Annotated in this window: 13 protein-coding genes; 5 read left to right on the top strand and 8 right to left on the bottom strand. The window is 73.0% G+C overall.

The features are described 5' to 3' along the window. Positions 1-127: 127 nt before the first annotated feature. The gene (lon, locus tag QA802_RS28220; RefSeq protein WP_334528229.1) at positions 128-2,542 is read right to left on the bottom strand and encodes an endopeptidase La; all 2,415 of its coding nucleotides are present in this window, start codon (positions 2,540-2,542) and stop codon (positions 128-130) included. 344 nt (positions 2,543-2,886) lie between these two features. Between lon and QA802_RS28215 the strand changes: the two genes are divergently transcribed. Next, positions 2,887-3,906 carry a DUF5954 family protein gene (locus QA802_RS28215; RefSeq protein WP_334528226.1) on the top strand — a complete coding sequence of 340 codons (1,020 nt, stop codon included), beginning with the start codon at positions 2,887-2,889 and terminating at the stop codon, positions 3,904-3,906. 152 nt (positions 3,907-4,058) lie between these two features. Here the strand turns inward: QA802_RS28215 and QA802_RS28210 are convergent, their stop codons facing one another. Further along, complete coding sequence (locus QA802_RS28210) at positions 4,059-4,949, bottom strand: rhomboid-like protein (RefSeq protein ID WP_443042188.1); 891 nt, start codon at positions 4,947-4,949, stop codon at positions 4,059-4,061. Between the two features lie 247 nt (positions 4,950-5,196). Here QA802_RS28210 and QA802_RS28205 point away from each other — a divergent pair, with 247 nt between their 5' ends. From QA802_RS28205 to QA802_RS28190, 4 genes are all read left to right on the top strand, one after another. Continuing rightward, complete coding sequence (locus QA802_RS28205) at positions 5,197-5,883, top strand: spermine/spermidine synthase domain-containing protein (protein ID WP_334528223.1); 687 nt, start codon at positions 5,197-5,199, stop codon at positions 5,881-5,883. Between the two features lie 122 nt (positions 5,884-6,005). Then, a complete protein-coding gene (locus QA802_RS28200) occupies positions 6,006-6,746 on the top strand; it encodes a response regulator transcription factor (RefSeq protein ID WP_020130720.1) in 741 nt (246 codons plus the stop codon). Continuing rightward, positions 6,743-7,858, top strand: coding sequence for a sensor histidine kinase (locus tag QA802_RS28195; protein WP_319171194.1), 1,116 nt, complete (start codon positions 6,743-6,745; stop codon positions 7,856-7,858). The genes QA802_RS28200 and QA802_RS28195 overlap by 4 nt, the downstream gene beginning before the upstream one ends. Positions 7,859-8,160: 302 nt before the next feature. Then, positions 8,161-11,967 (top strand): multifunctional oxoglutarate decarboxylase/oxoglutarate dehydrogenase thiamine pyrophosphate-binding subunit/dihydrolipoyllysine-residue succinyltransferase subunit, encoded by a 3,807-nt coding sequence (locus QA802_RS28190; RefSeq protein ID WP_334528214.1) that lies wholly within the window; start codon positions 8,161-8,163, stop codon positions 11,965-11,967. A gap of 186 nt (positions 11,968-12,153) precedes the next feature. On the opposite strand, the gene fxsT is transcribed toward QA802_RS28190, so the two are convergent. The 6 genes from fxsT to QA802_RS28160 all read right to left on the bottom strand — a co-directional run bounded on the left by fxsT (position 12,154) and on the right by QA802_RS28160 (position 23,091). Continuing rightward, a complete protein-coding gene (gene fxsT / locus QA802_RS28185) occupies positions 12,154-15,195 on the bottom strand; it encodes an FxSxx-COOH system tetratricopeptide repeat protein (RefSeq protein WP_334528212.1) in 3,042 nt (1,013 codons plus the stop codon). Between the two features lie 133 nt (positions 15,196-15,328). Continuing rightward, a complete protein-coding gene (locus tag QA802_RS28180) occupies positions 15,329-16,786 on the bottom strand; it encodes an aKG-HExxH-type peptide beta-hydroxylase (RefSeq protein ID WP_334534942.1) in 1,458 nt (485 codons plus the stop codon). Next, on the bottom strand, positions 16,786-17,958 hold the full coding sequence (locus QA802_RS28175) for an FxsB family cyclophane-forming radical SAM/SPASM peptide maturase (protein ID WP_443042299.1): 1,173 nt from the start codon (positions 17,956-17,958) through the stop codon (positions 16,786-16,788). Before QA802_RS28175 ends, QA802_RS28180 begins: the two co-directional genes overlap by 1 nt. A gap of 348 nt (positions 17,959-18,306) precedes the next feature. After that, positions 18,307-18,549: an FxSxx-COOH cyclophane-containing RiPP peptide gene (gene fxsA / locus QA802_RS28170; protein ID WP_334528207.1), complete on the bottom strand. Its 243-nt coding sequence runs from the start codon at positions 18,547-18,549 to the stop codon at positions 18,307-18,309. A 26-nt stretch (positions 18,550-18,575) separates the two neighbouring features. Beyond that, a complete protein-coding gene (locus QA802_RS28165) occupies positions 18,576-22,061 on the bottom strand; it encodes an SAV_2336 N-terminal domain-related protein (protein ID WP_334528205.1) in 3,486 nt (1,161 codons plus the stop codon). 7 nt (positions 22,062-22,068) lie between these two features. Then, the gene (locus QA802_RS28160) at positions 22,069-23,091 is read right to left on the bottom strand and encodes an AAA family ATPase (protein ID WP_020130728.1); all 1,023 of its coding nucleotides are present in this window, start codon (positions 23,089-23,091) and stop codon (positions 22,069-22,071) included. Positions 23,092-23,111: the final 20 nt, after the last annotated feature.

Genomic DNA, 23,111 nt, shown 5'->3' with positions numbered 1-23,111 from the left:
CTGCCATCGGCGCAGCTCTTAAGTATTTCCCAGCCCCCGGGCGGCGGCGGTTCGCAGGGCCGCCGCCGGGCATGGCGAGGGCCCGGTCCCCACGGGTTCCGGGCCCTCGCCACTCCCACGGCGTCCGTCACGCCGCCACGGGAACCTCCGGCGTCGCGCCGTTCGCGGCGGGCGCGAGCGCCAGCTCCAGTACCTGGCGGACGTCCGTGACAGCGTGGACGTCGAGCGTGTCCAGCACCTCCGAGGGAACGTCGTCCAGGTCGGGCTCGTTGCGCTTGGGGATGATCACGGTGGTGACCCCGGCCCGGTGCGCGGCGAGCAGCTTCTGCTTCACACCGCCGATCGGCAGGACCCGGCCGGTGAGGGACACCTCGCCGGTCATCGCCACGTCCGTGCGGACGAGCCGGCCGGACAGCAGGGACGCGAGGGCGGTCGTCATGGTGACGCCGGCGCTCGGGCCGTCCTTGGGGACCGCGCCCGCCGGGAAGTGGATGTGCACGCCCCGGTCCTTCAAGTCACCCACCGGCAGCTCCAGTTCGGCCCCGTGGCTGCGCAGGAAGCTGAGCGCGATCTGCGCCGACTCCTTCATCACGTCGCCGAGCTGACCGGTCAGGGTCAGGCCCGCCGCGCCCGTCTCCGGGTCGGCCAGCGACGCCTCGACGTACAGGACGTCGCCGCCCGCGCCGGTGACCGCGAGACCGGTCGCGACACCGGGCACGGCGGTCCGGCGCTCGGCCGGGTCCTGGGCGGACTCGGGCACGTGGTGCGGCCGGCCGATCAGGGCGCGCAGATCCTCGTCACGGATGGTGAACGGCAGCTTCCGCTCGCCCAGTTCGTGCTGGGCCGCGACCTTGCGCAGCAGCCGCGCGACGGTCCGCTCCAGGGTGCGCACGCCCGCCTCGCGGGTGTACTCGCCGGCGAGCTTGCGCAGGGCGCTCTCGTCGAGGGTGACCTCGTCCTTGTCCAGGCCCGCCCGCTCCAGCTGGCGCGGGAGCAGGTGGTCGCGGGCGATGACGACCTTCTCGTCCTCGGTGTAGCCGTCCAGGCGAACCAGCTCCATACGGTCGAGCAGCGCCTCCGGGATGGCTTCGAGCACGTTGGCGGTGGCCAGGAACACCACGTCCGACAGGTCGAGTTCGACCTCCAGGTAGTGGTCGCGGAAGGTGTGGTTCTGCGCCGGGTCGAGCACTTCGAGGAGGGCGGCCGCCGGGTCGCCCCGGAAGTCGGAGCCGACCTTGTCGATCTCGTCGAGGAGGACCACCGGGTTCATCGACCCGGCCTCCTTGACCGCCCGCACGATCCGGCCGGGCAGCGCGCCGACGTAGGTACGGCGGTGGCCGCGGATCTCGGCCTCGTCGCGGACGCCGCCGAGGGCGACGCGGACGAACTTGCGGCCCATGGCGTGCGCGACGGACTCGCCGAGGCTGGTCTTGCCGACGCCGGGCGGGCCGACGAGGGCCAGGACGGCGCCGCCGCGCCGGCCGCCGACCACACCGAGCCCGCGTTCGCCGCGGCGCTTGCGCACCGCCAGGTACTCGGTGATGCGCTCCTTCACGTCCTCCAGGCCCGCGTGCTCGGCGTCGAGGACGGACTTGGCGCCCTGGATGTCGTACCGGTCCTCCGTGCGCTCGTTCCACGGCAGTTCGAGGACGGTGTCCAGCCAGGTGCGGATCCAGGAGCCCTCGGGCGACTGGTCGCTGGACCGCTCCAGTTTGTCGACCTCCTTGAGGGCGGCCTCGCGGACCTTCTCGGGCAGGTCGGCGGCCTCGACGCGGGCGCGGTAGTCGTCGGACTCCTCGCCCTCCTTCTCGCCGTTCAGTTCCCGCAGCTCCTTGCGCACCGCTTCGAGCTGGCGGCGCAGCAGGAACTCGCGCTGCTGCTTGTCGACGCCCTCCTGGACGTCCTTGGCGATCGTCTCGGCGACGTCCTGTTCGGCGAGGTGGTCGCGCAGCTGCTGGGTGGCGAGCTTCAGCCGGGCCACCGGGTCGGTGGTCTCCAGGAGCTCCACCTTCTGTTCGGTGGTGAGGAACGGCGAGTAGCCGGAGTTGTCGGCGAGCGCGGAGACGTCGTCGATGGCCTGGACCCGGTCGACGACCTGCCAGGCGGCGCGCTTGCGCAGCCAGGCGGTGGCGAGCGCCTTGTACTCCTTGACCAGTTCGGCGACGTGACCGGGCAGCGGCTCGGGGACGGTCTGGTCGGCCTTCGTCCCCTCGACCCACAGCGCCGCGCCGGGCCCGGTGGTGCCGGCGCCGATCTTCACGCGGCCGCGGCCGCGGATCAGCGCGCCCGGGTCGCCGTCGGCCAGCCGGCCGACCTGTTCGACGGTGCCGAGCACACCGGTGCTCGCGTACGTGCCGTCGATACGCGGCACCAGGAGTACCTGGGGCTTGCCCGGTGTTGAACGGGCGGCGGCCTGGGCGGCCTCCACCGCGGCGCGTACGTCGGCGTCGTTGAGGTCCAGCGGAACCACCATGCCGGGGAGCACGACCTCGTCATCGAGAGGCAGCACGGGCAGAGTGAGCGGAGCGGACGTCGATGCCATGATCTCCCCTTCGGCAGTCAAGTTGAGCTATGCCGACTCAATGCACATGAGCCTTTGAATGTTCCCCACAGGCCGTTCCGTTCGCTGTGGGCGATCACCACTGCTCTGACGGGGGCGCCGGGGGCACGGGGGCGGGCACTGTACGAGCCCGGAACGCGGCGCGTCGAGTCGTCGCCGGCGAGCGCGGAGTTCACGGGGGACGCACGGGGATGACGTCCGACGGCCAAGGGGGCGCACCCCGTACCGCCGCACGACGGGCCACGCCCCTCGCGCCCCCTGCCCGTACCCCGCCCACTTCCGGCGTTCACCCCGAAGCATCCCCTTCACCCGACCACAATGCGCTTATGACCGATGACTGGAAGCGACGTCTCGACGCCCTCCACGCGGAGCTGGTCCGCCGCGACGACCCCGTCGCCTGGGTGACCGAGGCGGACGCCGTCGAGGCCTCCCGGCGCTACCCGCACATCGCGCTGCGCGGGCCTGTCTTCGGCGTCGCCGCCCTGGACCCGGCCGCCGACGGGCCGTGCTGGCGGCTGCTGAAACCCGTGGTGGACGGCATGCCCCAGCAGGCCCGGGACGCACTGAACTCGCACCTGTGGTTCCAGGCGAAGGACGGCGCCGGCGATCCGGCCGTGCGGCGCGAGCTGTTGACCGCCGTCGCAGTGCTGGAGCGGGCCCCCGCCGACGAGGTCGACGCCCTGGGGGTGCGCTACCGGGTGGTGCGCGGCGACGAGTTCGCCCGGACCGGCGACGACGGTCTGGAGCCGCCCCGGCCCACCGACCCGGAGGTCCCGGGCGCGTCGTGGGAGGAGCCGGGCGCCGCGCCGTCGCCGGACGTGGGCTTCGCCCTCGACCCCGGCCGGGACGAGGGGCCGATGGCGGGCGCGCTGCGGCTGGGGCTGCGCGACTTCACGTACACGGGCGCCCGCTTCCCCGACGACGTCCGCGAGGACTCCGCGCGGGCGGTGCTGACCCACCCGGACGTCGTCCGGCTGCCCGTCGGCTTCTCGGTGGCCGAGCGCGACGGCGCGGACTGGACGCCCTTCGGCTCGCTGGCCGCGACCCCGCACGAGGCGCGCCGCGCGCTGTACGAGGGGATGGCCCGCGTCTGGGCGATGCTCTACCGTTTCGACGAGCGCAAGAAGGCCCTCTACGCGCGCGCCGCCGAAACGTTCAGGGCGGCCGGCCGCGCCGACGAGGCGAGCGTGGAGGGTCGCCAGTTCCGCATCTGCCGGGTCGAACGGATGATCCGGCTGGGCCCCGACGGTCCCGAACCGCCCCGCCCGTCCGACGTGGACGAGTACGGCCCCATGAAGCTCCACCCCACCCTGTGCGAGGACGGCACGGTCCGTTTCAACGACTGAGCCCCACCCGCCCGGAACATGTCCGACGGTTCTTTGGGAACGCGTCCGCCCGGAACGTGACAGCTGGAACCCGTCCGCCCGGAACGTGTAGACCGGAACTTCCCCGGCCGGTCAGCCCCGCCTCGTCAAGCCCGAATTATTGGTCCCCGCCGTCACGCCCCCGACTCGTCAGGCCCGGCCGCCATGTGCCGGCCGGTCAGGTGTCGGGCCGTCAGGGGCCGGCGTCGGGCCCAGGGCCAGAGGGCGACGCCGATCGCCAGCGCGATCAGGTGGCCCCAGTTGGTCAGCGGGTCGGTGTAGGCGATCAGGTCCTGCAGCAGCATCCCGCCGAAGGCGACGAGCAGCAGCCCGCGCGGCCACGGCCCGAGCAGTCCGGCCAGCGCGCCGACGCTCGCGGCGACGCCGAAACTTATGCCGTAGTCGAGGCGGTGGAGCGAGCTGTCGGGCAGCCACCCCACCAGCACTCCCAGGCCCACCGGGACCTCCGTCGCGAGGGTGGCCAGCACGTGCCCGGCCAGGAAGACGACCGCGGTGCGAGCCCCGCCGATACGCCGTTCCAACGCGGTGAGGACGACCACGAAGCCGAGGGTGAAGGGCGAGGCGAAGCCGCCCGCCAGCCACAGCGCGCTGGCCACCATCACCAGCGCCGGCGTCTGCAACAGGTGCGCCACATCGGTGCTGGAGCCCTGGTGCAGGGCGTGCACGAGTGCGGGGTCGGCATGCTCGGCGAAGTACGCGGTGGCGGCGAGGACGGCCGCGTAGGCGAGCGTGAAGGGGACGGGGACCCGCACCCGGAACCCGGCCGGGCGCCGGGATCGCGGGGCGCGACCCGTGCGCGCGAGGGGCTCGACCGGACCCTCTGCGCACCGCTCGCCGGGCCGTTCGACGGGCGGCGCGGTGGGCCGGGCGGCACGCGGGCCCGGGATGCCGTCCAGCAGTCCGGCGGCGTCGGGCAGTTCCGCGACGCCAGGGACCCCTGTGCTGCCGGGGAGCCGGGCGGCGTCGGGCAGGGGCGGGCTCGCGGGTGAGGTCGTGCGTTCCACCTGAGGCGCTCCTTCCGTCTCGCCACACCCTTCGCGCCCTGCCCGCCTCCTGTCTGTGACCCGCGCCACGTCCGGGCCGATTCACAGGAACCTCTGAGACTCCTCCGAGCCGCTTCTCATGCAACCCGGACCGGCCCGGGACCGACCCGGGACCGACCCGGACCGACGCGAAAGCCCGTACGTCAACGGCACCCGCCGCACCCGGATTTCCCTCGCCCGACCGCCGGCCGGCTGCCAGGATGGACACATGCCTCTCCCGTACGACATGCCCGACGCCCCGGAAGTGCTGGACCGTCGCGAGGGCCCCTACGGCGAGGTGGTCCTGCGCCGGCACGGGAAGCTGCTCCAGATCATCGCCAACGGCTGCTTCCTGATGGACACCTCGGACGGCCGCTCGGAGCGCCTGCTGGTGGCGGCGGCGCGCGCGGCGCTCGACGACCGCCCGGCCCCCCGCCTGCTGATCGGCGGCCTGGGCGTGGGCTTCTCGCTCGCCCACGCGGCAGCCGATCCGCACTGGGGCGAGGTCACGGTCGTGGAGCGCGAGCGGGCCGTGATCGACTGGCACCTCGACGGCCCGCTGGCCGCGCTCTCCGGGCCGGCGCTCGCCGATCCCAGGACGAAGATCGTGGCGGCGGATCTGCTCGACCACGTCAATGAGACTCGTGACACATTCGACGCGGTATGCCTGGACATCGACAACGGCCCCGACTGGACCGTCACCGAAGGCAACGAGAACCTGTACTCCCCCGCCGGACTCGCGGGCTGCGCACGGGTGTTGAGACCGGGCGGCGTACTGGCCGTTTGGTCTGCCCGACCCTCTCCGGAATTCGAGGGAACCTTGCGGAATGCCGGGTTCCGGCAGGTGCGTACCGAAGAGATCCCGGTTGCCCGAGGAGTGCCGGACGTCGTGCATCTCGCCGTCCGGCCTGGATAGCAAAGCCGAGGTGACTCCCCGTACGCTGCACCCCTGACGCCGATCATTTACGCGTCAACCGCAGTCATGCGCAGACATGGGATCACCCCACTGGTTCCGGAAAGCACACTCAGGGGCGGGCGATGGAGCAGACACACACCGCACACAACAGCACGGCGACCGCCACACCGGGCGCTCAGCGGCGCGTCCTGGTGGTCGAGGACGATCCGACGATCGTCGACGCCATCGCGGCCCGCCTGCGCGCCGAGGGGTTCCTCGTGCAAACGGCGGGTGACGGCCCGGCGGCCGTCGACACCGCGGAGGCCTGGCAGCCCGATCTGCTGATCCTCGACATCATGCTGCCCGGCTTCGACGGTCTGGAGGTCTGCCGTCGCGTGCAGGCGTCCCGCCCGGTGCCGGTGATGATGCTCACCGCGCGCGACGACGAGACCGACATGCTGGTCGGGCTCGGCGTGGGCGCCGACGACTACATGACCAAGCCGTTCTCCATGCGGGAGCTGGCGGCACGCGTGCATGTGCTGCTGCGCCGGGTGGAGCGGGCCGCGATCGCCGCGACCACACCGAGAAGCGGGATCCTGCGCCTCGGCGAACTGGAGATCGACCACGCGCAGCGCCGGGTGCGGGTGCGCTCGGAGGACGTGCACCTCACGCCCACCGAGTTCGACCTGCTGGTCTGCCTGGCGAACACCCCGCGCGCGGTCCTCTCCCGTGAGCAGCTCCTCGCCGAGGTCTGGGACTGGGCGGACGCCTCCGGCACCCGCACGGTCGACAGCCACATCAAGGCGCTGCGCCGGAAGATCGGCGCCGAGCGGATCCGCACGGTGCACGGCGTGGGCTACGCGCTGGAGACCCCGACGCCATGAGCTCCGGGCCGGACGGACCGAGAAGCCCCGCTCCCGGAACGGGGGAGCCGTGGGGCCGCGTGCGCCCGTTCTCGATCAAGACCAAGCTGGGTGCGCTGGTCGTCATCTCGGTGCTGATCACCACGGGTCTGTCGATGATCGCGGTGCACACCAAGACGGAGCTCCGCTTCATCACGGTCTTCTCGATGGTGGCGACCCTGCTCATCACGCAGTTCGTGGCGCATTCGCTGACCGCGCCGCTGGACGAGATGAACACGGTGGCCCGGTCCATCTCGCACGGCGACTACACCCGCCGGGTGAGCGAGAACCGCCGCGACGAGCTGGGCGATCTCGCCCAGACGATCAACGTCATGGCGGACGAGCTGGAGGCGCAGGACCGGCAGCGCAAGGAGTTGGTGGCCAACGTCTCGCACGAGCTGCGCACGCCCATCGCGGGCCTGCGCGCCGTCCTGGAGAACGTCGTCGACGGCATCGCCGAGGCGGACACCGAGACGATGCGCACCGCCCTGAAGCAGACGGAGCGGCTCGGGCGGCTGGTGGAGACCCTGCTGGACCTGTCCCGCCTCGACAACGGCGTCGTCCCGCTGCGCAGGCGGCGTTTCGAGGTGTGGCCGTACCTGTCGGGCGTGCTGAAGGAGGCCAACATGGTCGCCTCGGCGCGCGCCACGATGGGCTCGGGCGGCAGTCACACCCGTACGGACGTCCATCTGCACCTGGACGTCACGCCTCCGGAGCTGACCGCGCACGCGGACCCGGAGCGGATCCACCAGGTCGTCGCCAACCTGATCGACAACGCCGTCAAGCACAGCCCGCCGCACGGACGGGTGACGGTGAAGGCGCGGCGCGGGCCGCTGCCGGAGTCGCTGGAGATCGAGGTCCTGGACGAGGGGCCCGGCATTCCGCGCTCGGAGTGGCGGCGCGTGTTCGAGCGGTTCAACCGGGGCGCCGTGCGCCGGCCGCACGGTCCGGGCAGCGACGGCGGCACGGGGCTGGGGCTGGCGATCGCCCGCTGGGCGGTCGATCTCCACGGCGGCCGGATCGGGGTGGCCGAATCCGAGCGGGGCTGCCGGATTCTTGTCACTCTTCCGGGAGAGTCCTCCGTCCCAAGTTGACGTAAAGTTCGCAGCGGAGCCGCAAGATCCACCGGTGTTCGCCCCGTCGGGCACGTGTGATCAGGCTCCGGTCCGGCGCAGGTCGGCAAAGGGTCCGCACGCCCGTCGTGCGTGACGTGCATCAACACACCCTTTTGACCCGCAACCGCGCTTGTTTCCCGCCATTTCCGGCCCCGAAACTCACTTTCCGATGTGACTTACGCGACGATGGACGGGCCCGGCCTGACTCTCCCCCTCCCGGGGGCGTAGCCTTTATTCCCGCTGTCCATCACCTTGTGAAGCGGAAGAGGGCGGTTGCCGCCGTGTCGCCACAGTCCCCCAGTAACTCCAGCATCTCGACCGACGCAGACCAAGCGGGCAAGAACCCCGCTGCCGCGTTCGGACCGAACGAGTGGCTCGTCGACGAGATCTATCAGCAGTACCTCCAGGACCCGAATTCGGTAGACCGCGCCTGGTGGGACTTCTTCGCCGACTACAAGCCAGGGGCCGCTGCGCCCTCGGCTACGGCGGGTACCGCGGCCGCGGGGGCCGCGACGACCACCACCGCGCCTCCCGCGCCCGCCGCCCCGGCCCAGCCGGCCCCCGCCGCCGCTCCGGCTCCTGCCCCGGCTCCGGCCGCCGTGCCGAAGCCCGCGGCGGCCGCTGCTCCCGCTCCGGCGAAGCCGGCCCCAGCCCCCGCGGCCAAGCCGGCCGCCGCCGCGAGGCCCGCGCCCGCCGACGCGGCGCCCGCCGCCCCCGAGGGCCCGGAGTTCGTGACGCTGCGCGGCCCGTCCGCCGCGGTCGCCAAGAACATGAACGCCTCGCTGGAGCTGCCCACGGCCACGTCCGTGCGCGCGGTCCCGGTGAAGCTGCTGTTCGACAACCGCATCGTCATCAACAACCATCTCAAGCGCGCCCGGGGCGGGAAGATCTCCTTCACGCACCTGATCGGCTTCGCGATGGTGCAGGCCATCAAGGCCATGCCGTCGATGAACTGGCACTACGCGGAGAAGGACGGGAAGCCCACCCTCGTCAAGCCGCCGCACGTCAACTTCGGTCTGGCCATCGACCTGGTGAAGCCCAACGGCGACCGCCAGCTCGTCGTCGCCGGCATCAAGAAGGCCGAGACGCTGAACTTCTTCGAGTTCTGGCAGGCCTACGAGGACATCGTCCGCCGCGCCCGCGACGGCAAGCTGACGATGGACGACTTCACCGGCGTCACCGTCTCGCTGACCAACCCCGGCGGGCTCGGCACCGTGCACTCCGTGCCGCGTCTGATGCCCGGCCAGTCGGTCATCATGGGCGTCGGCTCGATGGACTACCCGGCGGAGTTCCAGGGCACCAGCCAGGACACCCTGAACAAGCTCGCCATCTCGAAGGTCATGACGCTCACGTCGACCTACGACCACCGGGTCATCCAGGGCGCGGCCTCCGGCGAGTTCCTGCGGATCGTCGCGAACCTCCTCCTCGGCGAGAACGGCTTCTTCGACGAGATCTTCGAGGCGCTGCGCATCCCCTACGAGCCGGTCCGCTGGCTCAAGGACATCGACGCCAGCCACGACGACGACGTCACCAAGGCCGCCCGCGTCTTCGAGCTGATCCACTCCTACCGGGTCCGCGGCCACGTCATGGCCGACACCGACCCGCTGGAGTACCGCCAGCGCAAGCACCCCGACCTCGACATCACCGAGCACGGGCTCACCCTGTGGGACCTGGAGCGCGAGTTCGCCGTCGGCGGGTTCTCCGGCAAGTCCCTGATGAAGCTGCGCGACATCCTCGGCGTGCTGCGCGACTCGTACTGCCGCACCACCGGCGTCGAGTTCATGCACATCCAGGACCCCAAGCAGCGCCGCTGGATCCAGGACCGCATCGAGCGCCCGCACACCAAGCCGGAGCGCGAGGAGCAGCTGCGCATCCTGCGCCGGCTGAACGCCGCGGAAGCCTTCGAGACGTTCCTGCAGACGAAGTACGTCGGCCAGAAGCGCTTCTCGCTGGAGGGCGGCGAGTCCGTCATCCCGCTGCTCGACGCGGTACTGGACTCGGCCGCCGAGTCGCGCCTGGACGAGGTCGTCATCGGCATGGCCCACCGCGGCCGCCTGAACGTCCTGGCGAACATCGTCGGCAAGTCGTACGCGCAGATCTTCCGCGAGTTCGAGGGCAACCTCGACCCGAAGTCGATGCACGGCTCGGGCGACGTGAAGTACCACCTGGGCGCCGAGGGGACCTTCACCGGCCTGGACGGCGAGCAGATCAAGGTCTCGCTGGCCGCGAACCCCTCCCACCTGGAGACGGTCGACCCGGTCATCGAGGGCATCGCCCGCGCCAAGCAGGACATCATCAACAAGGGCGGCTCGGACTTCACGGTCCTGCCCGTCGCCCTGCACGGCGACGCGGCCTTCGCGGGCCAGGGCGTGGTGGCCGAGACCCTGAACATGTCGCAGCTGCGCGGCTACCGCACCGGCGGCACGGTCCACGTGGTCATCAACAACCAGGTCGGCTTCACGGCGGCTCCCGAGTCATCGCGTTCCTCGATGTACGCCACGGACGTGGCCCGCATGATCGAGGCCCCGATCTTCCACGTGAACGGCGACGACCCCGAGGCCTGCGTCCGCGTGGCGCGCCTGGCCTTCGAGTTCCGCCAGGCGTTCAACAAGGACGTGGTGATCGACCTCATCTGCTACCGCCGCCGCGGTCACAACGAGACCGACAACCCGGCCTTCACCCAGCCGCTGATGTACGACCTGATCGACAAGAAGCGCTCGGTGCGCAAGCTCTACACCGAGTCCCTGATCGGTCGCGGCGACATCACCCTGGAAGAGGCCGAGCAGGCGCTGCAGGACTACCAGGGGCAGCTGGAGAAGGTCTTCACGGAGGTCCGCGAGGCCGTCACGGCCCAGCCGAGCGCCGGCCCCGTGTCGGACCCGCAGGCGGAGTTCCCGGTCGCCGTGAACACCGCGATCTCCACGGAGACCGTGAAGCGGATCGCCGAGTCCCAGGTCAACATCCCCGACTACTTCCACGTCCACCCGCGTCTGCTGCCGCAGCTCCAGCGCCGGGCGTCGATGGTCGAGGACGGCACGATCGACTGGGGCATGGGCGAAACCCTGGCCGTGGGCTCCCTGCTCCTCGAGGGCACCCCGGTCCGGCTGTCCGGTCAGGACTCCCAGCGAGGCACCTTCGGCCAGCGCCACGCGGTCCTCATCGACCGCGAGACGGGTGAGGAGCACACCCCGCTCCAGTACCTGGCCGAGGAGCAGGCGCGCTACAACGTCTACAACTCCCTGCTGTCCGAGTACGCGGTCATGGGCTTCGAGTACGGCTACTCGCTGGCCCGCCCCGACGCGCTCGTGATGTGGGAGGCGCAGTTCGGCGACTTCGTCAACGGCGCGCAGACGGTCGTCGACGAGTACATCTCGGCCGCCGAGCAGAAGTGGGGCCAGACGAGCGGTGTGACGTTGCTCCTCCCCCACGGCTACGAGGGCCAGGGCCCGGACCACTCCTCGGCCCGCATCGAGCGCTTCCTCCAGCTCTGCGCCCAGAACAACATGACGGTCGCGCTGCCGACGCTTCCGTCGAACTACTTCCACCTCCTGCGGTGGCAGGTGCACAACCCGCACCACAAGCCGCTGGTCGTCTTCACCCCGAAGTCGATGCTGCGCCTGAAGGCCGCCGCGTCGAAGGCGGAGGAGTTCACCACGGGCCAGTTCCGCCCGGTCATCGGCGACACCTCGGTCCAGGCCGACGCGGTGAAGAAGGTCGTCTTCTGCGCCGGCAAGGTCTACTACGACCTCGAGGCCGAGCGGCAGAAGCGCGGCATCACCGACACGGCGATCATCCGCCTCGAGCGGCTGTACCCGCTGCCGGGCGCCGAGGTCCAGGCCGAGGTCAACAAGTACCCGAACGCCGAGAAGTACCTGTGGGTGCAGGAGGAGCCGGCCAACCAGGGCGCCTGGCCGTTCATCGCCCTGAACCTGATCGACCACCTGGACCTGGCGGTCGGCGCCGACATCCCGCACGGCGAGCGGCTGCGCCGCATCTCGCGGCCGCACGGCTCGTCCCCGGCCGTCGGCTCGGCGAAGCGCCACCAGGCCGAGCAGGAGCAGCTGGTCCGCGAGGTCTTCGAGGCGTGACCCGCTTGACCCGCTGACCGTCGAGAACGCGACCGTCGAGAACGCGTCGACGGCGTGATCCACGGCGTGATCCATGGCGTGATCCATGGCGAAGGGCCCGCCCCGGAAGTTACGGGGGCGGGCCCTTCGCCGTGCGTGCGTGCGTCCGTCCGTGCGTCCGTCCGTGCGCGTCGGACCGTGGCGGACTCAGATGACCTGGGGTTCGAAGTCCCAGTAGGGCCGGTTGCGGGAGCGGGCCGAGACGGTGTGCGGGTGCTTGCTGCCCAGCGTCGCGTCGAAGTCCGCGAGGGCCTCCTGCTCGACCTTCTCCGCCTGCCGCCGGTCCCGCAGCCCGCGCAGGTCCGCCGCGTGGGCGATGCGCGCCGACAGGGTCAGCGGGTGCGTGCGCCCGAGCGTCTCGACGGCCCGGCTCACCGTGTCGTGGCTGAGCTCGGCGGCGCTCTCGGGGTCGCCGACGAGGTTGCGCAGGGCGGAGGCGTTCAGGGCGCAGCCCAGCGTCCAGGGATGGCGCTCCCCCACGGCGTCGGTCATCGCCGCGAGTGCCTGCTCGAGGAGGACGTGGCCCGCCTCCCGCTCACCGACGTTGCGCAGGATCAGCGCCTGGTTGGCGCGGGCGCCGGCGACGAAGGGGTGCTCGTCGCCCAGCATGACCTCGTAGCGCGCGACGACGGCCTCGCTGAGCTCGCGCGCCCGGTCGATGTCGCCGTGCTCGCGGGAGTAGCAGCTCTGGGCCGTCGCGAAGATCAGCGTCAGCGGATGCGTCTCGCCGAGCACCCGCTCGCCGCGCTCCAGGACGCTGGAGAGCAGCTCCCCGGGCTCCTCGCGCTCGGCGCCGCGGTCGCGGCCGCGGTCCCGCTCGCCGAGGCGGTAGCGGCACAGGGCGAGGTTGTGCTCGGCCTTGAGGGTCGACGGGTTGTCGCGGCCCATCACCAGCCGGATCTCGCGCACGTTCTTCGCCTGGATGGACTCGGCCTCGGCGTAACGGCCGAGCAGCCGCAGGTCGATGGCGTAGGAGATCTCGGAGCCGAGGGTCCATGGATGGCGGGCCCGCAGGAGCAGACGGCGGGACTCCATGGTCCGCCGGTCGTGCTCCAGGGCCTCCGGGTAGCGGCCGAGCAGCCGGAGGGAGACGGCGAGGTTGTTGAGCGAGTTGAGGCTGCGCGAGTCCTGGTCGCCGAGCAGGTCGCGGTAGGCCACCAGGACCCATTGGGAGAGTTCCAGCGCCTCGTCGTAGCGGCCGAGGCCGCGCAGGTCTGCGGCGAGGCCGGCGGCGGCCCGCAGATGCTCCAGGTCCTGCGGTCCGCGCTCCGCCTTCAGGTGTTCGGCGGCGGCCCGGCTGAGGGCCTCGGTGGCGGCGTAGTCGCCGACGGCGCGCAGCAGGTTGGTGTAGTGGTAGGTCAGCTCCCAGATCCGCGGGTGGGTCGGGCCGAGCAGTTCGCGCCAGGCCTTCATGGCGCGCTCGCCGAGTTTGATGCCGGCGACGTACTCGCCGGAGAAGTACATGTAGCGCAGGCAGTTGAAGACCAGCCGCTGGACGGTCGGTTCCTGGGTCTGCAGCACGTCGGCGTACTTCAGGTGCGGCACGATCTCGGCGTATCCGGGCCACAGGTCGGGGTCGGTGGGCCGGCGCGGGTCGGCGGCGGCGAGGGCCAGCCGGACGACGTCGATGAACTCCTTGCGGTCGGCGTCCGGCATGTCCTTGTGCACGATCTGGTGGACCATGCGGTGCAGGTACAGCGACTCCCCGGAGCCGGCGCCCTCGTCGCCGACCGCCTCGTGGGACTCCAGGCGGACCACGGAGTACTGGCGGAGCTGGTTGATCGCCTTGTTCCACAGCAGCGGGTCGTTGAGCAGTCCGGCGAGCTGTTCGGGCAGTTCGTCGCTCGACATCTCGCGCAGCAGCCGGACGGGGATGAAGCCGGGCGCGAAGAAGGTGCACAGCCGCAGCAGGTCCACGGACTCGGGGACGGTCTCGCGGAGTTTGTTCAGCAGTATCGACCACGCGGTCTGGAAGGCGAGCGGGAAGTCCGCCGACACCTTCACCACGTCGCTGTCGATGCCGCCGTCCAGCAGGGCGATGTACTGGCGCACCGACAGGTCGGAGTCGTTGAGCCAGCCCGCCGTCTGGTCCAGCAGCAGCGGCAGGTCCTCCAGCGCGTCGGCGAGCTGGTCGGCCTCGCCCTCGGACAGCCGGGGCGCGCGGCGCCTGATGAACGCCACCGACTCGTCGCGAGCGTAGACGGGCACTTCCAGCAACTTGCTGTTGTGCTCGGTCCATTCGGGGTTGCGGGAGGTGATGATGACGTGGCCGGGACCGGTGGGCACCAGGTCCCAGATCTGATCGGGCTCGTCCGCTCCGTCGAGGATCAGCAGCCATCGTCCGTACGGGTCGCCGCGGCGCAGCGAGTCACGGACGGCACGCAGTCGTTCGCCGTACTCCTGTCCGGTCTGCAGGCCGAGTTTCGGGGCGAGTTCGGCGAGCAGCCGGCGGTAGGTGACGCGTTTCTCGGCGTTGACCCACCACACGACGTCGTACTCGGAGCCGAACCGGTAGACGTACTCGGCGGCCGTCTGGGTCTTGCCCACTCCGGACATGCCGTGCAGCGTGACCACGCCGGCGCCGGGCTCCGCACCCTGCAACAGGTGGTAGGCGTCGTTGAGCAGTGCCTCACGGCCGGTGAAGCGCGTGTTGCGGCGCGGCACGCCGCCCCACACCTCGGGCATCGCGGCCGGGAAGCGGGGGCCGCGGCGGGCGCCGCCGGCGCCGTCGGGCTGCGGTTCGAAGGGCAGGTCCAGCCGGTCGAGCAGACGGCGCTCGGCCTCCTCGGCGCCCATGTTGGTCAGGTCGACAGGGGCCAGGACGGCGGTCGCGGCCGGTACCGAGGCCGTCGTCACGGAGACGGCGGCGAACCGGGACGGGTCGGGGGCGACGACCTCGCGCAGCGCCGCGTTCCACTCCTCCTGCGTGCGGGGGCCGAGCTGGAAGTACCACTCGCTGACGACGATGAGGATGCGGCCCTCGGCGAGCTCCAGGTCGCGCAGCAGGTCGACCAGCGGCACCTCCGCCGGGGAGTCCCAGCGCAGGTACACCACGCGCAGGCCGCGGCGTTCCAGCCGGTCTCCGATCCATGCCGCCCAGGCCCGGTTGTATCCCGCGAAATGGATCGTGACCGCCTGCCGCGCGGCCCCTCTCCCGGTTGCCCCGACCGGCGTACGAGCTCCAGACATGCAGCGGCCTCCAGCACGTAGTACCTCGAAAATCCTAGGACCTCGGCGCGGCGCGCGTAAGTCCGCCGACCTCTTCCGCGCGCGCCTCGGCCCGACGATCTTCGCTCACCGGACGGCCCCTCGCAGGCCATCCTCATTCTTTCGGGCGTGGCAGCGCCGGAGTATGACGCTGTGTCCACAAACCGCGCGCGGCCTTCACGTAGGCCTGGGCCCGCGCGGTGTGGTTGCGGGCCGCGGGATGTTCGGCCATGCGTTCGTAGGCGGCGGCCATCTCGTCGACGAAGCGGCGTCCGCGGACGGTGAGGTCGGGCGAGCCGACGAGCGCCGGCAGGGCCGCCTTGACCTGGGCGCGGTACCGGGCGTGCCGGGACCAGGCGTACTCGCTGTCGGGCGGCGGGGCGACGAGCGCGCGGCGCTGGAAGTAGTCGGCGAGTGCCAGATGTGAGTACGTCCCCTGCAACAGGGCGTCGTACGGCCGGGGTTCGGGCTTCCAGGGGGCGAAGTAGCGGGCCTCGGGACCGGCGTGATGAAGCGTCATCAGGTCGCCGAGGGCGGCGAGTTTGGCGTGGTGGAGTTCGTGGACGAGGGTGGCGGCGAGGGCGACGGCGTCCTGCGGGGGGCTGCCGAGCAGGGCGCCGAACGCCTCGTGCCGGGTCGCGCTGCAACTGTCGCGCCCGTCGGCGCCCGGCGGGCTCTCCAGCGGGACCAGACAGCGCAGCAGCGCCGCCGTTTCGGCCACCCGGTGCGCGCCGCCGGAACGCAGCGCCGCCTCGGTGCCCGACCAGGCCTGCAGCCAGCGCTTGTGGTCCGTGTCGTCGAGCACGGCCGGTCCGCTCAGGCCGCGGTGGCCGGGACCGGGCGCGGTGCGGTACGGGTCCACGTCGTCCAGCGCCAGGGGGGCGGCGGCGGGCAGCAGGCCGGGCAGGGTGCGCACGGGCGTCCAGGCGAGGGCGGCGGACCAGGCTCCGATCCCGCTCTCCAGGTGGACGACGACGTCCCGCGCGGCGGGCTGCCGGAGCGTCAGCCGGCCGTGCCGGTGGGTGACGTCGACGGGGGAGTCCGCGCCGGTGGCCGTGTACAGGGCGCCGAGGGAGGGCAGGGCGAGCACTCCGGCGCGGGCGGTGAGCCGCACGGTGAAGGGGATGCCGGCGCGGGCGGCGGCCACCGCGGCGAGGGCGCTGAAGTGGGCCAGGTCCTGGCGGAGCCGGCGGTCGCGGTGCTCGTCCGCGGGGTCGCCGCGCTCGTCGAGTCCGCGCAGACAGCTCCGCGCCCAGGGGCCGGTCAGCGGGTGGAAGAGGCGATCGCGGGCGGGCGAGAGCGCGGCGCCGGGCGGGCGGGGGCGGTCGGCGGGCGACGCATCGGGCGGGCGGGGGCGGTCGGCCTCGGCGAGCAGGGCCCAGTCCTCGCGCAGCCGTGCCTTGCGAGCCGTGGAGCAGACCGCCGGGTCCGCCGCCTCGGCCGCGTCCAGGACGGCGCGCAGGAGCAGCAGGCGCCGGGTGTCCTGGTCGCGCGTCAGGAGGGCCAGGGTGTCGGGGCTCCCTTCGGTGCGGCCGAGCTCCACGAGCCCGCGTTCCGGTACCGCGGGCCGGATCACGGAGCGCCCCCTTCCCGGGCGGCCGGGGCGGCATGGAGGGCGGAAGCGGCGGCTTGGACGACGGAGGCGGCGGGGGCGGCTTGGGCGGCGACGGGCGTGTGCGCGGCGAGCCGGGCGGCTATGTGGCGGATCAGGCGCTGGAGGTCGGCGCAGTACACCGACGGGTTGCAAAAGCCGTGTCCGGCCCGGTAGCGGTGGGCGTAGTGGCCGCCTCCGCAGACCGTGAGCAGGGGGCAGGCACGGCACTGCGACGCGAGGGCCGCCGTGCCCGCCTGCCGGGCCGCGACCGCCGGGTGCCGCAGGACGTCGTCGAAGGTGTGCCGGAAGACGTCCAGGCCGGTGTGCGCGGCGCCGGCGTACGCGGATTTCAGGGAGTCCGTCTGCTCGATCGACCCGTCGGTCTCGACCACGACCGCGTCGAAGGGCGCGAGGCCCAGGGACTCGGTGGCGGAGGGCAGGCCCAGCAGGAGGGCGAGGCACTCCTCGAAGAGGCGTACGCGGGTCTCCCGCCGGCCCGCGTCCCACCAGCGGTCGAAGACGGCGCACAGCCACTCCCCGTGCCGGACGCCGGCCCAGTGGGGCGGTGGGGCGGACCAGTTGCCGTGCGGCAGCAGGAAGTTGAGAGCCGGGGGGCGCAGGCCGAGGAGGGACTCGTACGTCTCCACGGGGTCCAGCGTGGCGTCGACGACGGTGAGGATGCCGGCGTACGCCGACGGCGCGTGCTCGGCGGCCAGCAGGGCGCCGCGCGAGGCGGCGGGCCAGGAGGGACGGCCGGCGTGGTCGACACGGCGCGCGTTGTGCGCGGCCCGCCCACCGTCGAGGCTGACGCTGATCCGGATGCCGGCGTCGGCGAGGACGGCCAGCCGTCGTGCGGTGAGCAGGGTGGCGTTGGTCTGGACGACGGCGTGGACCGTGCAGCCGGCCGGGACGCGGTTCCGGACCAGGTCGGTGAAACGGGCCAGGGTCTCGGCGCCGGCCAGCAGGGGTTCGCCGCCGTGCAGGACGAGGGAGAGGTCCGTCAGGGCGTGGGCGCGGGCGTGCTCGGCGATGCGGGCCGCGGTGCGGTCGAGGACGTCGGGGGCGATTGCGGCGGGGCGGGTGCGCCAGGTGCGGTCCGGGCCCTCGTAGAGGTAGCAGTAGGTGCAGGCGAGGTTGCAGCGGCCGTGCATCTTCACGATGAACTGCCGGAAGGCCTGTCCGGACACTCCAGCACCCCCATGCCCTACAGCTGCCCTGAAGCCGCGCCGCGGCCGCCCTGCCGCCGTCCTTCGGTCCGCGCTGCCGCGTGCCCGTGGCACGGCGCCGGCGCGCGGCGCCGCACGGGGCGCATGCCCGGGTACCCGGCGGCGACAAACCCTGCCTGACCGAACTTGTCCGAGTCGCGCGCAATTAAGACCGGATTCGACTTCCGGATGACCGAACTCATCCGGTACGGGCGGCGGTTCCCGAAGAGCGCGCCAGAGCGCCACCCGTCGGTGAACGGCTCGCGAGAGCACCGCCCGCCCGTGCACCGCCCGTCAGAGTACGGAGTCGAAACCCCACAGGGTCTCGCTCGACCGCCCCGCCCGCTCCCGCAGGTCCTCCACCACCTCCCGCAGCACCGGATGCCCGATCGTGCGCAACTCCGCGAGGTCCAGCGCCAGCAGATCCGGCAGCGGCTCCCCCGCGCCGGACCCTCCCGCGCCGGGTCTCCCCGCGCCGAAGTCCTGCGCGGCCGTCTCCGCCTCCGTCACGGACTCGCCCCGTACGTCCATGCCCATGCCCGTTCCTCCCCTGCCCGCTCGGCTCACGTCACACGTTCCAAGGCGGCCAGCCGCTCCGCCGTCCCGGCGGCCGTCGGCCCGTCGCCGACCAGACTGCCCTCGGGCAGCCGCGACCACTCCGTCCGGGCGGCCCGGTAGGCCTCCCGGGCGGCCCGCGGACGTGCGGCCGCCTCCAGGGACATACCCCGCCAGTGGTGCGCCTGCGCACCCGTCCGGACGGCGTCGTGTCGCCGGCGTTCCGTGGCGGCCGCCCCCTCGGCCTCCCGGGCCGACTCCGCCGCGTCGCGGAAGGCGTCGACCGCCAGGTCGAGGCGGGCCGGGCGGCGCAGGCTGCGGAACGCCTCGAACTGGACCTGGCCGAGTTCCAGGCGGCACCGGGCGGCCAGCAGCGGGTCCGCCGCGTCGACGGCGGCGAGCCCGAAGAGGTGCTCGGCCTCACGCAGGTCGACGCGGTCCCCGCGGCCCCGGTAGCGCAGCATCAGCGCACGGCCGAGCAGGAGCAGCCGGTGGGCGACCTGCGCACTGCCCGCCGGGGTCTCCATCCGGCAGTCCCGCAGCACGCGGATCGCCCGGGAGAGCGTGCTCTGGGCCCGCGCCCCGGACTGCAGCCCCGCCAGCCGCAGCAGCGCCTCGCCCCACTCGGCGAGGACGTCGGCGTGCGCGGGCGCGTCGCGGGACATGCGCTGGGCGGCCTGTGCGAAGCGGTCGGCGGCCGTCTCCAGCTCCGCCGGATCGCCCGACTCCCGGTGCCGGGCGACGGCGATCCGGCCGGCCCGCGCCAGCAGCGCCGCCCGCCGGCCCTGCTCACGGACCAGGGCGAGGGCCTCGTCGACGCGGTGCTGGGCGTCGTCCAGCGGACCGCCCGCCTGGAGCAGCGCGTCGACCAGGTCGAGCAGGACGCGCACCCGCGCGCGTGCCGACTCCGCGGTGTCGGGCGCCTCCCCGGTGTCGAGGGCGGTACGCAGCGACTGCGCGCCCTGCTCGGCGTAGAGGCGGGACTGCACGGGGTCGGCGGTGGAGCCGGAGAGGCGCAGCAGGATCCGGCCGTGCTCCAGGGGGAGTTCGGGCGGCCGCTGCCGGCGGTCGGGCCAGACGTCGGCGAAGGCCTCCAGCATGCCGACGGCGCCCTGGAGCAGCGCGCTGTCCCCGCCGAGCCGCCACTGCGCCTCCAGGGCGCGCACCCGCTCCAGGGTCAGCCTGAGAGCCTGGTGGTGGTCGAGGTCGGGCGCCGCGCAGGCGACGGCGTACTCGCGGTCGGCGCGGCGCAGCAGGTCCAGGGAGCGGGCCGGGTCGCCGCGGCGTCTGCGGTCGGTCGCCGCGGCGTGCAGCACCCGTGCCAGAACGGCCCGTTCGTGCAGCCGCCTCGGGTGCGCCGCGGCCCGCTCGGCGGCCGTCTCCGCCTCCTGGAGCAGGTCGTCGCCGCCCTGCACCTCCCACAGGCGCAGCGTGCACTGCGCGTACTCGGCCCACAGCTCGGGGTCCGCCCCGGCGGGCCGCTCGTGCTCGGTGGCGCCGCGCAGCAGCTGCACCGCGTCGATGACGTCCTGGATCATGCCCTCGCGGTCGAAGCGCTCGATCAGCGTGCGGGCCCGGCGGACCGCCTGGTGCGTCGGCTGCTCCTCGGGACGCCCCGGGCCGGTGCCGACGGCGGGCGTCTCGTACTGCTCGGGCAGCGGCATGAACCGCCGCAGCACGCGCGCGGCGACCTCGGCGAAGGGCTGCGGCACGGGCGCCTCGTCGCCGTTGGTGCCGTTGTCCCCGGTATCCCTGTTGTTGGCGCGGCCTGCCCGGCCTGCCCGGCCTGCGCGGTCCACGGCGTCGACGTCGGCGGCGGGCGCGTAGGGGCGGCCCGTGCCGCCGTCGCCGAGCTGGGCGAGGGCCAGCGCCGGGAAGTTGGGGCCGCCCTTGCCGAAGCGCTGCTCGATGTACTCCGAGCAGTGCTTGAGCACCAGCATCGCCTCGTCGCGGCCGAGCCGGGACAGCAGGGCGTCACGCACGTCCGGATCGATGCGGTACCACTGGGCGCCGTCGTCGGCGTACTCCTCCGACTCGCGCGTGAGCAGGCCGCCGACCAGCACCTCGGCCAGCTCGGACGGTCCCGAGTCGGGCAGCATCGTGCGCTGGACGAGCTGCATGACCGGCAGGCACAGGGGCGCGGCGGCCAGGTACACGGCGAGCCGGCCGGCGGCCGGGGAGGCGCTGGAGCTGAACCTGCTGACCCGCTCGAGCGGGGTGCGCCGCCGGTCCGCGCGCCCGGCGGGGGCGGGCGGCTGGTCCGCGCGCACCCAGCCCACGGCGCCCGGCACCGACCCGGCGCCGGCCCCGGACAGCAGCCTGGCCCAGGCGCCGAGGGCCACCGGTTCGGGCGGCAGCACGGGCACCGGCAGCGCCCCGCGGCGGACCTCCGGCGGAACGCCGGCCGGCGTGCGCACCCGCAGCGCGGCCGCCCCGCCCAGCGTCTCGCCCCGGCTCAGTTCGCAGAAGACCACGGGCAGTCGGGTGCGGTTCCACAGCCGCTGCGGAAGCGGCTGGAGCACGGCGACCGGGCCCTGCCGGGAGAGGTGGTGCAGCAGCCGGTGCGCCTGTCCGCTGTGCCACAGCGGGCCCGCACAGTCGCTGACGAAGAGCACGATGCGGCGGCCGGTGGGGTCGCTGAGCCGGTCCGTGGAGTGCAGCGGCGCCGCGTACACGTCGGGGCTGCGGCTGACGGCGGGAGCGCCGTCGGGACCCTGGTGCAGATGGCTGACCTTGATGTCCGAGAAGGCCCCCAACTGGCTGAACACCTGCTCCAGTTCGAGGAAGAGCCGGTCCCACACCCGCATCGACGACGAGGCGTCCAGGACCAGTTGGAGCCGGGCATCGCCCTGGACGACGGCCCGGTGGACGGGCATGATCAGGCCGCCCGCCTGGGCGCTGCGCTCCGCCGTCGCCGTCTCGTCGAGCCGCATGCGCAGCGGCGGCGCCGGGCTGCGGTAGCGCTGCAACCGCCGCAGCGCGCGCTGGAGTTCGAGCGGGGCGGGCAGCGCGGGAGCGGCGGGCACGCCCACCGGCAGCGCGGCGGCCCGGCCCGCGCCACGCGCGCGCGGGACGCCGTCCTGGGGCACCGGGTACAGGCTCACGCGTCCGTCGGCGCCCACCTCCTGCGGGGGCGGCTCGGGCTGCTCGGGCCGGTCCCCCCGCCCCCCTCCGTCGGGACCCCCGCCCTGCCCGCCGGCCCGCCGGAGCGCGGTCCGGCCGCCGGTCGCGGCCGACCGTTCCGCCTGTTCGGCGACGTCCGCCGGCCGGGTCCACCGCGCCAGCCACAGCGCGTCGCACAACTGCTCCACGTCCGGATCGAGTCCCACCCCGCGCAGTCGCGCGACCAGCTCGGCGAGAGGGTCTCCCCCGTCCGGGGACGGGGGCGGTGCGGCCGAGGGATCGTCGTGGTGGTCGTGGTCCTGGTGCTGGTCGTGGTCCTGGTGCTGGTCGTCGGGCGGGACGGGGCCGTGGCGGGCCGCTGCGTCGGGCATCAGGCCCTCACCTCGGGCGGTCGAGTCGCTGGATGAGCAGGTCGGCCAGCCGGTCACGACTGGGCGGCGCGGCCGCGTCGGTGAGGTAGATCGCGTTCAACAGCTGATCCGCGGCGAGGAGTTCACTGCGCGACCGCTCCAGGAACCGGGTGATCAGATCGTCCCCCGCGCGGGCCGCCTCGTCACCGAGGTGCGCGCGGACGAAGGTGGCGAGCCGGTTGTGGTCGGGGCGCCCCAGCTCCAGGTGGATGCACCGGCGCATCAGCGGGGCCGGGAAGTCACGCTCCCCGTTGCTGGTGAGCACGACGAACGGGAAGGCGCGACAGCGCACCCGGCCGTCGCGCACCCGCACCTTCACGCCGTCGGCGGTCAGCACCTCCGCCTCGCCGTCCGGCAGCCGGTCGGCGATCCGCTCCAGCTCGGGTATCGCGAACTCGCCCTCCTCCAAGACGTTCAGCAGGTCGTTGGGCAGGTCGATGTCGCTCTTGTCCAGCTCGTCGATGAGCAGCACGCGCGGCGTGTCCGAGGGCAGCAGGGCGGTGCCGAGCGGCCCCAGCCGGATGTAGCTGCCGATGCCCTCGACCGCGCCCGGCGAGCCGGCCGCCGACCCGAACCCGCCCTGGGCGGCGATCTGCACGTCCTGGAGCCGGGCGATCGCGTCGTAGTGGTAGAGCCCGTCCTGCAGTGCGGAGCGGCTGACGATGGACCAGCGCAGCACGTTGCCGAGTCCGAGTTCGTACGCCACCGAGTGGGCGAGGGTGCTCTTGCCCGCGCCGGGGCTGCCCGTGACGAGCAGCGGACGACGCAGATACAGCGCCGCGTTGATCATCTCCAGCTCCTCGGCGCCCGGCCGGTGCAGTTCCGCCAGATGCCGGTGCGCGCCGAGCCTGCGGTCCTGGGAGCCGTCGCCGGAGCCCGCCGCGTCCCGGCTGGTGAAGTCCCGCCACGGGGGCGGATCGGGCAGCCGCTCGATCCCGTCGTGCGGTTCGCCGGCGCCTCGGTAGATGAGCCACTCACTGGATTCGGTCATGATCCGGTCCTCGTCACTCG

Origin of the sequence: Streptomyces sp. B21-105 (assembly GCF_036898465.1) — a bacterium.
In the GTDB taxonomy this organism is placed as follows: Bacteria; Actinomycetota; Actinomycetes; order Streptomycetales; family Streptomycetaceae; genus Streptomyces.
Note: the sequence above shows the minus strand (reverse complement) of the source record. Positions and strands in the feature narration are given on the sequence as shown.

What these genes read in the sequence shown, in the direction of transcription:
- QA802_RS28160 (WP_020130728.1), bottom strand. Translation starts at nt 23,091, where the DNA reads ATGACCGAATCCAGTGAGTGGCTCATCTACCGAGGCGCCGGCGAACCG.
- fxsA (WP_334528207.1), bottom strand. Translation starts at nt 18,549, where the DNA reads ATGGGCATGGACGTACGGGGCGAGTCCGTGACGGAGGCGGAGACGGCC.
- QA802_RS28200 (WP_020130720.1), top strand. Translation starts at nt 6,006, where the DNA reads ATGGAGCAGACACACACCGCACACAACAGCACGGCGACCGCCACACCG.
- QA802_RS28175 (WP_443042299.1), bottom strand. Translation starts at nt 17,958, where the DNA reads ATGCACGGCCGCTGCAACCTCGCCTGCACCTACTGCTACCTCTACGAG.
- lon (WP_334528229.1), bottom strand. Translation starts at nt 2,542, where the DNA reads ATGGCATCGACGTCCGCTCCGCTCACTCTGCCCGTGCTGCCTCTCGAT.
- QA802_RS28205 (WP_334528223.1), top strand. Translation starts at nt 5,197, where the DNA reads ATGCCTCTCCCGTACGACATGCCCGACGCCCCGGAAGTGCTGGACCGT.
- QA802_RS28215 (WP_334528226.1), top strand. Translation starts at nt 2,887, where the DNA reads ATGACCGATGACTGGAAGCGACGTCTCGACGCCCTCCACGCGGAGCTG.
- QA802_RS28165 (WP_334528205.1), bottom strand. Translation starts at nt 22,061, where the DNA reads ATGCCCGACGCAGCGGCCCGCCACGGCCCCGTCCCGCCCGACGACCAG.
- QA802_RS28195 (WP_319171194.1), top strand. Translation starts at nt 6,743, where the DNA reads ATGAGCTCCGGGCCGGACGGACCGAGAAGCCCCGCTCCCGGAACGGGG.
- fxsT (WP_334528212.1), bottom strand. Translation starts at nt 15,195, where the DNA reads ATGTCTGGAGCTCGTACGCCGGTCGGGGCAACCGGGAGAGGGGCCGCG.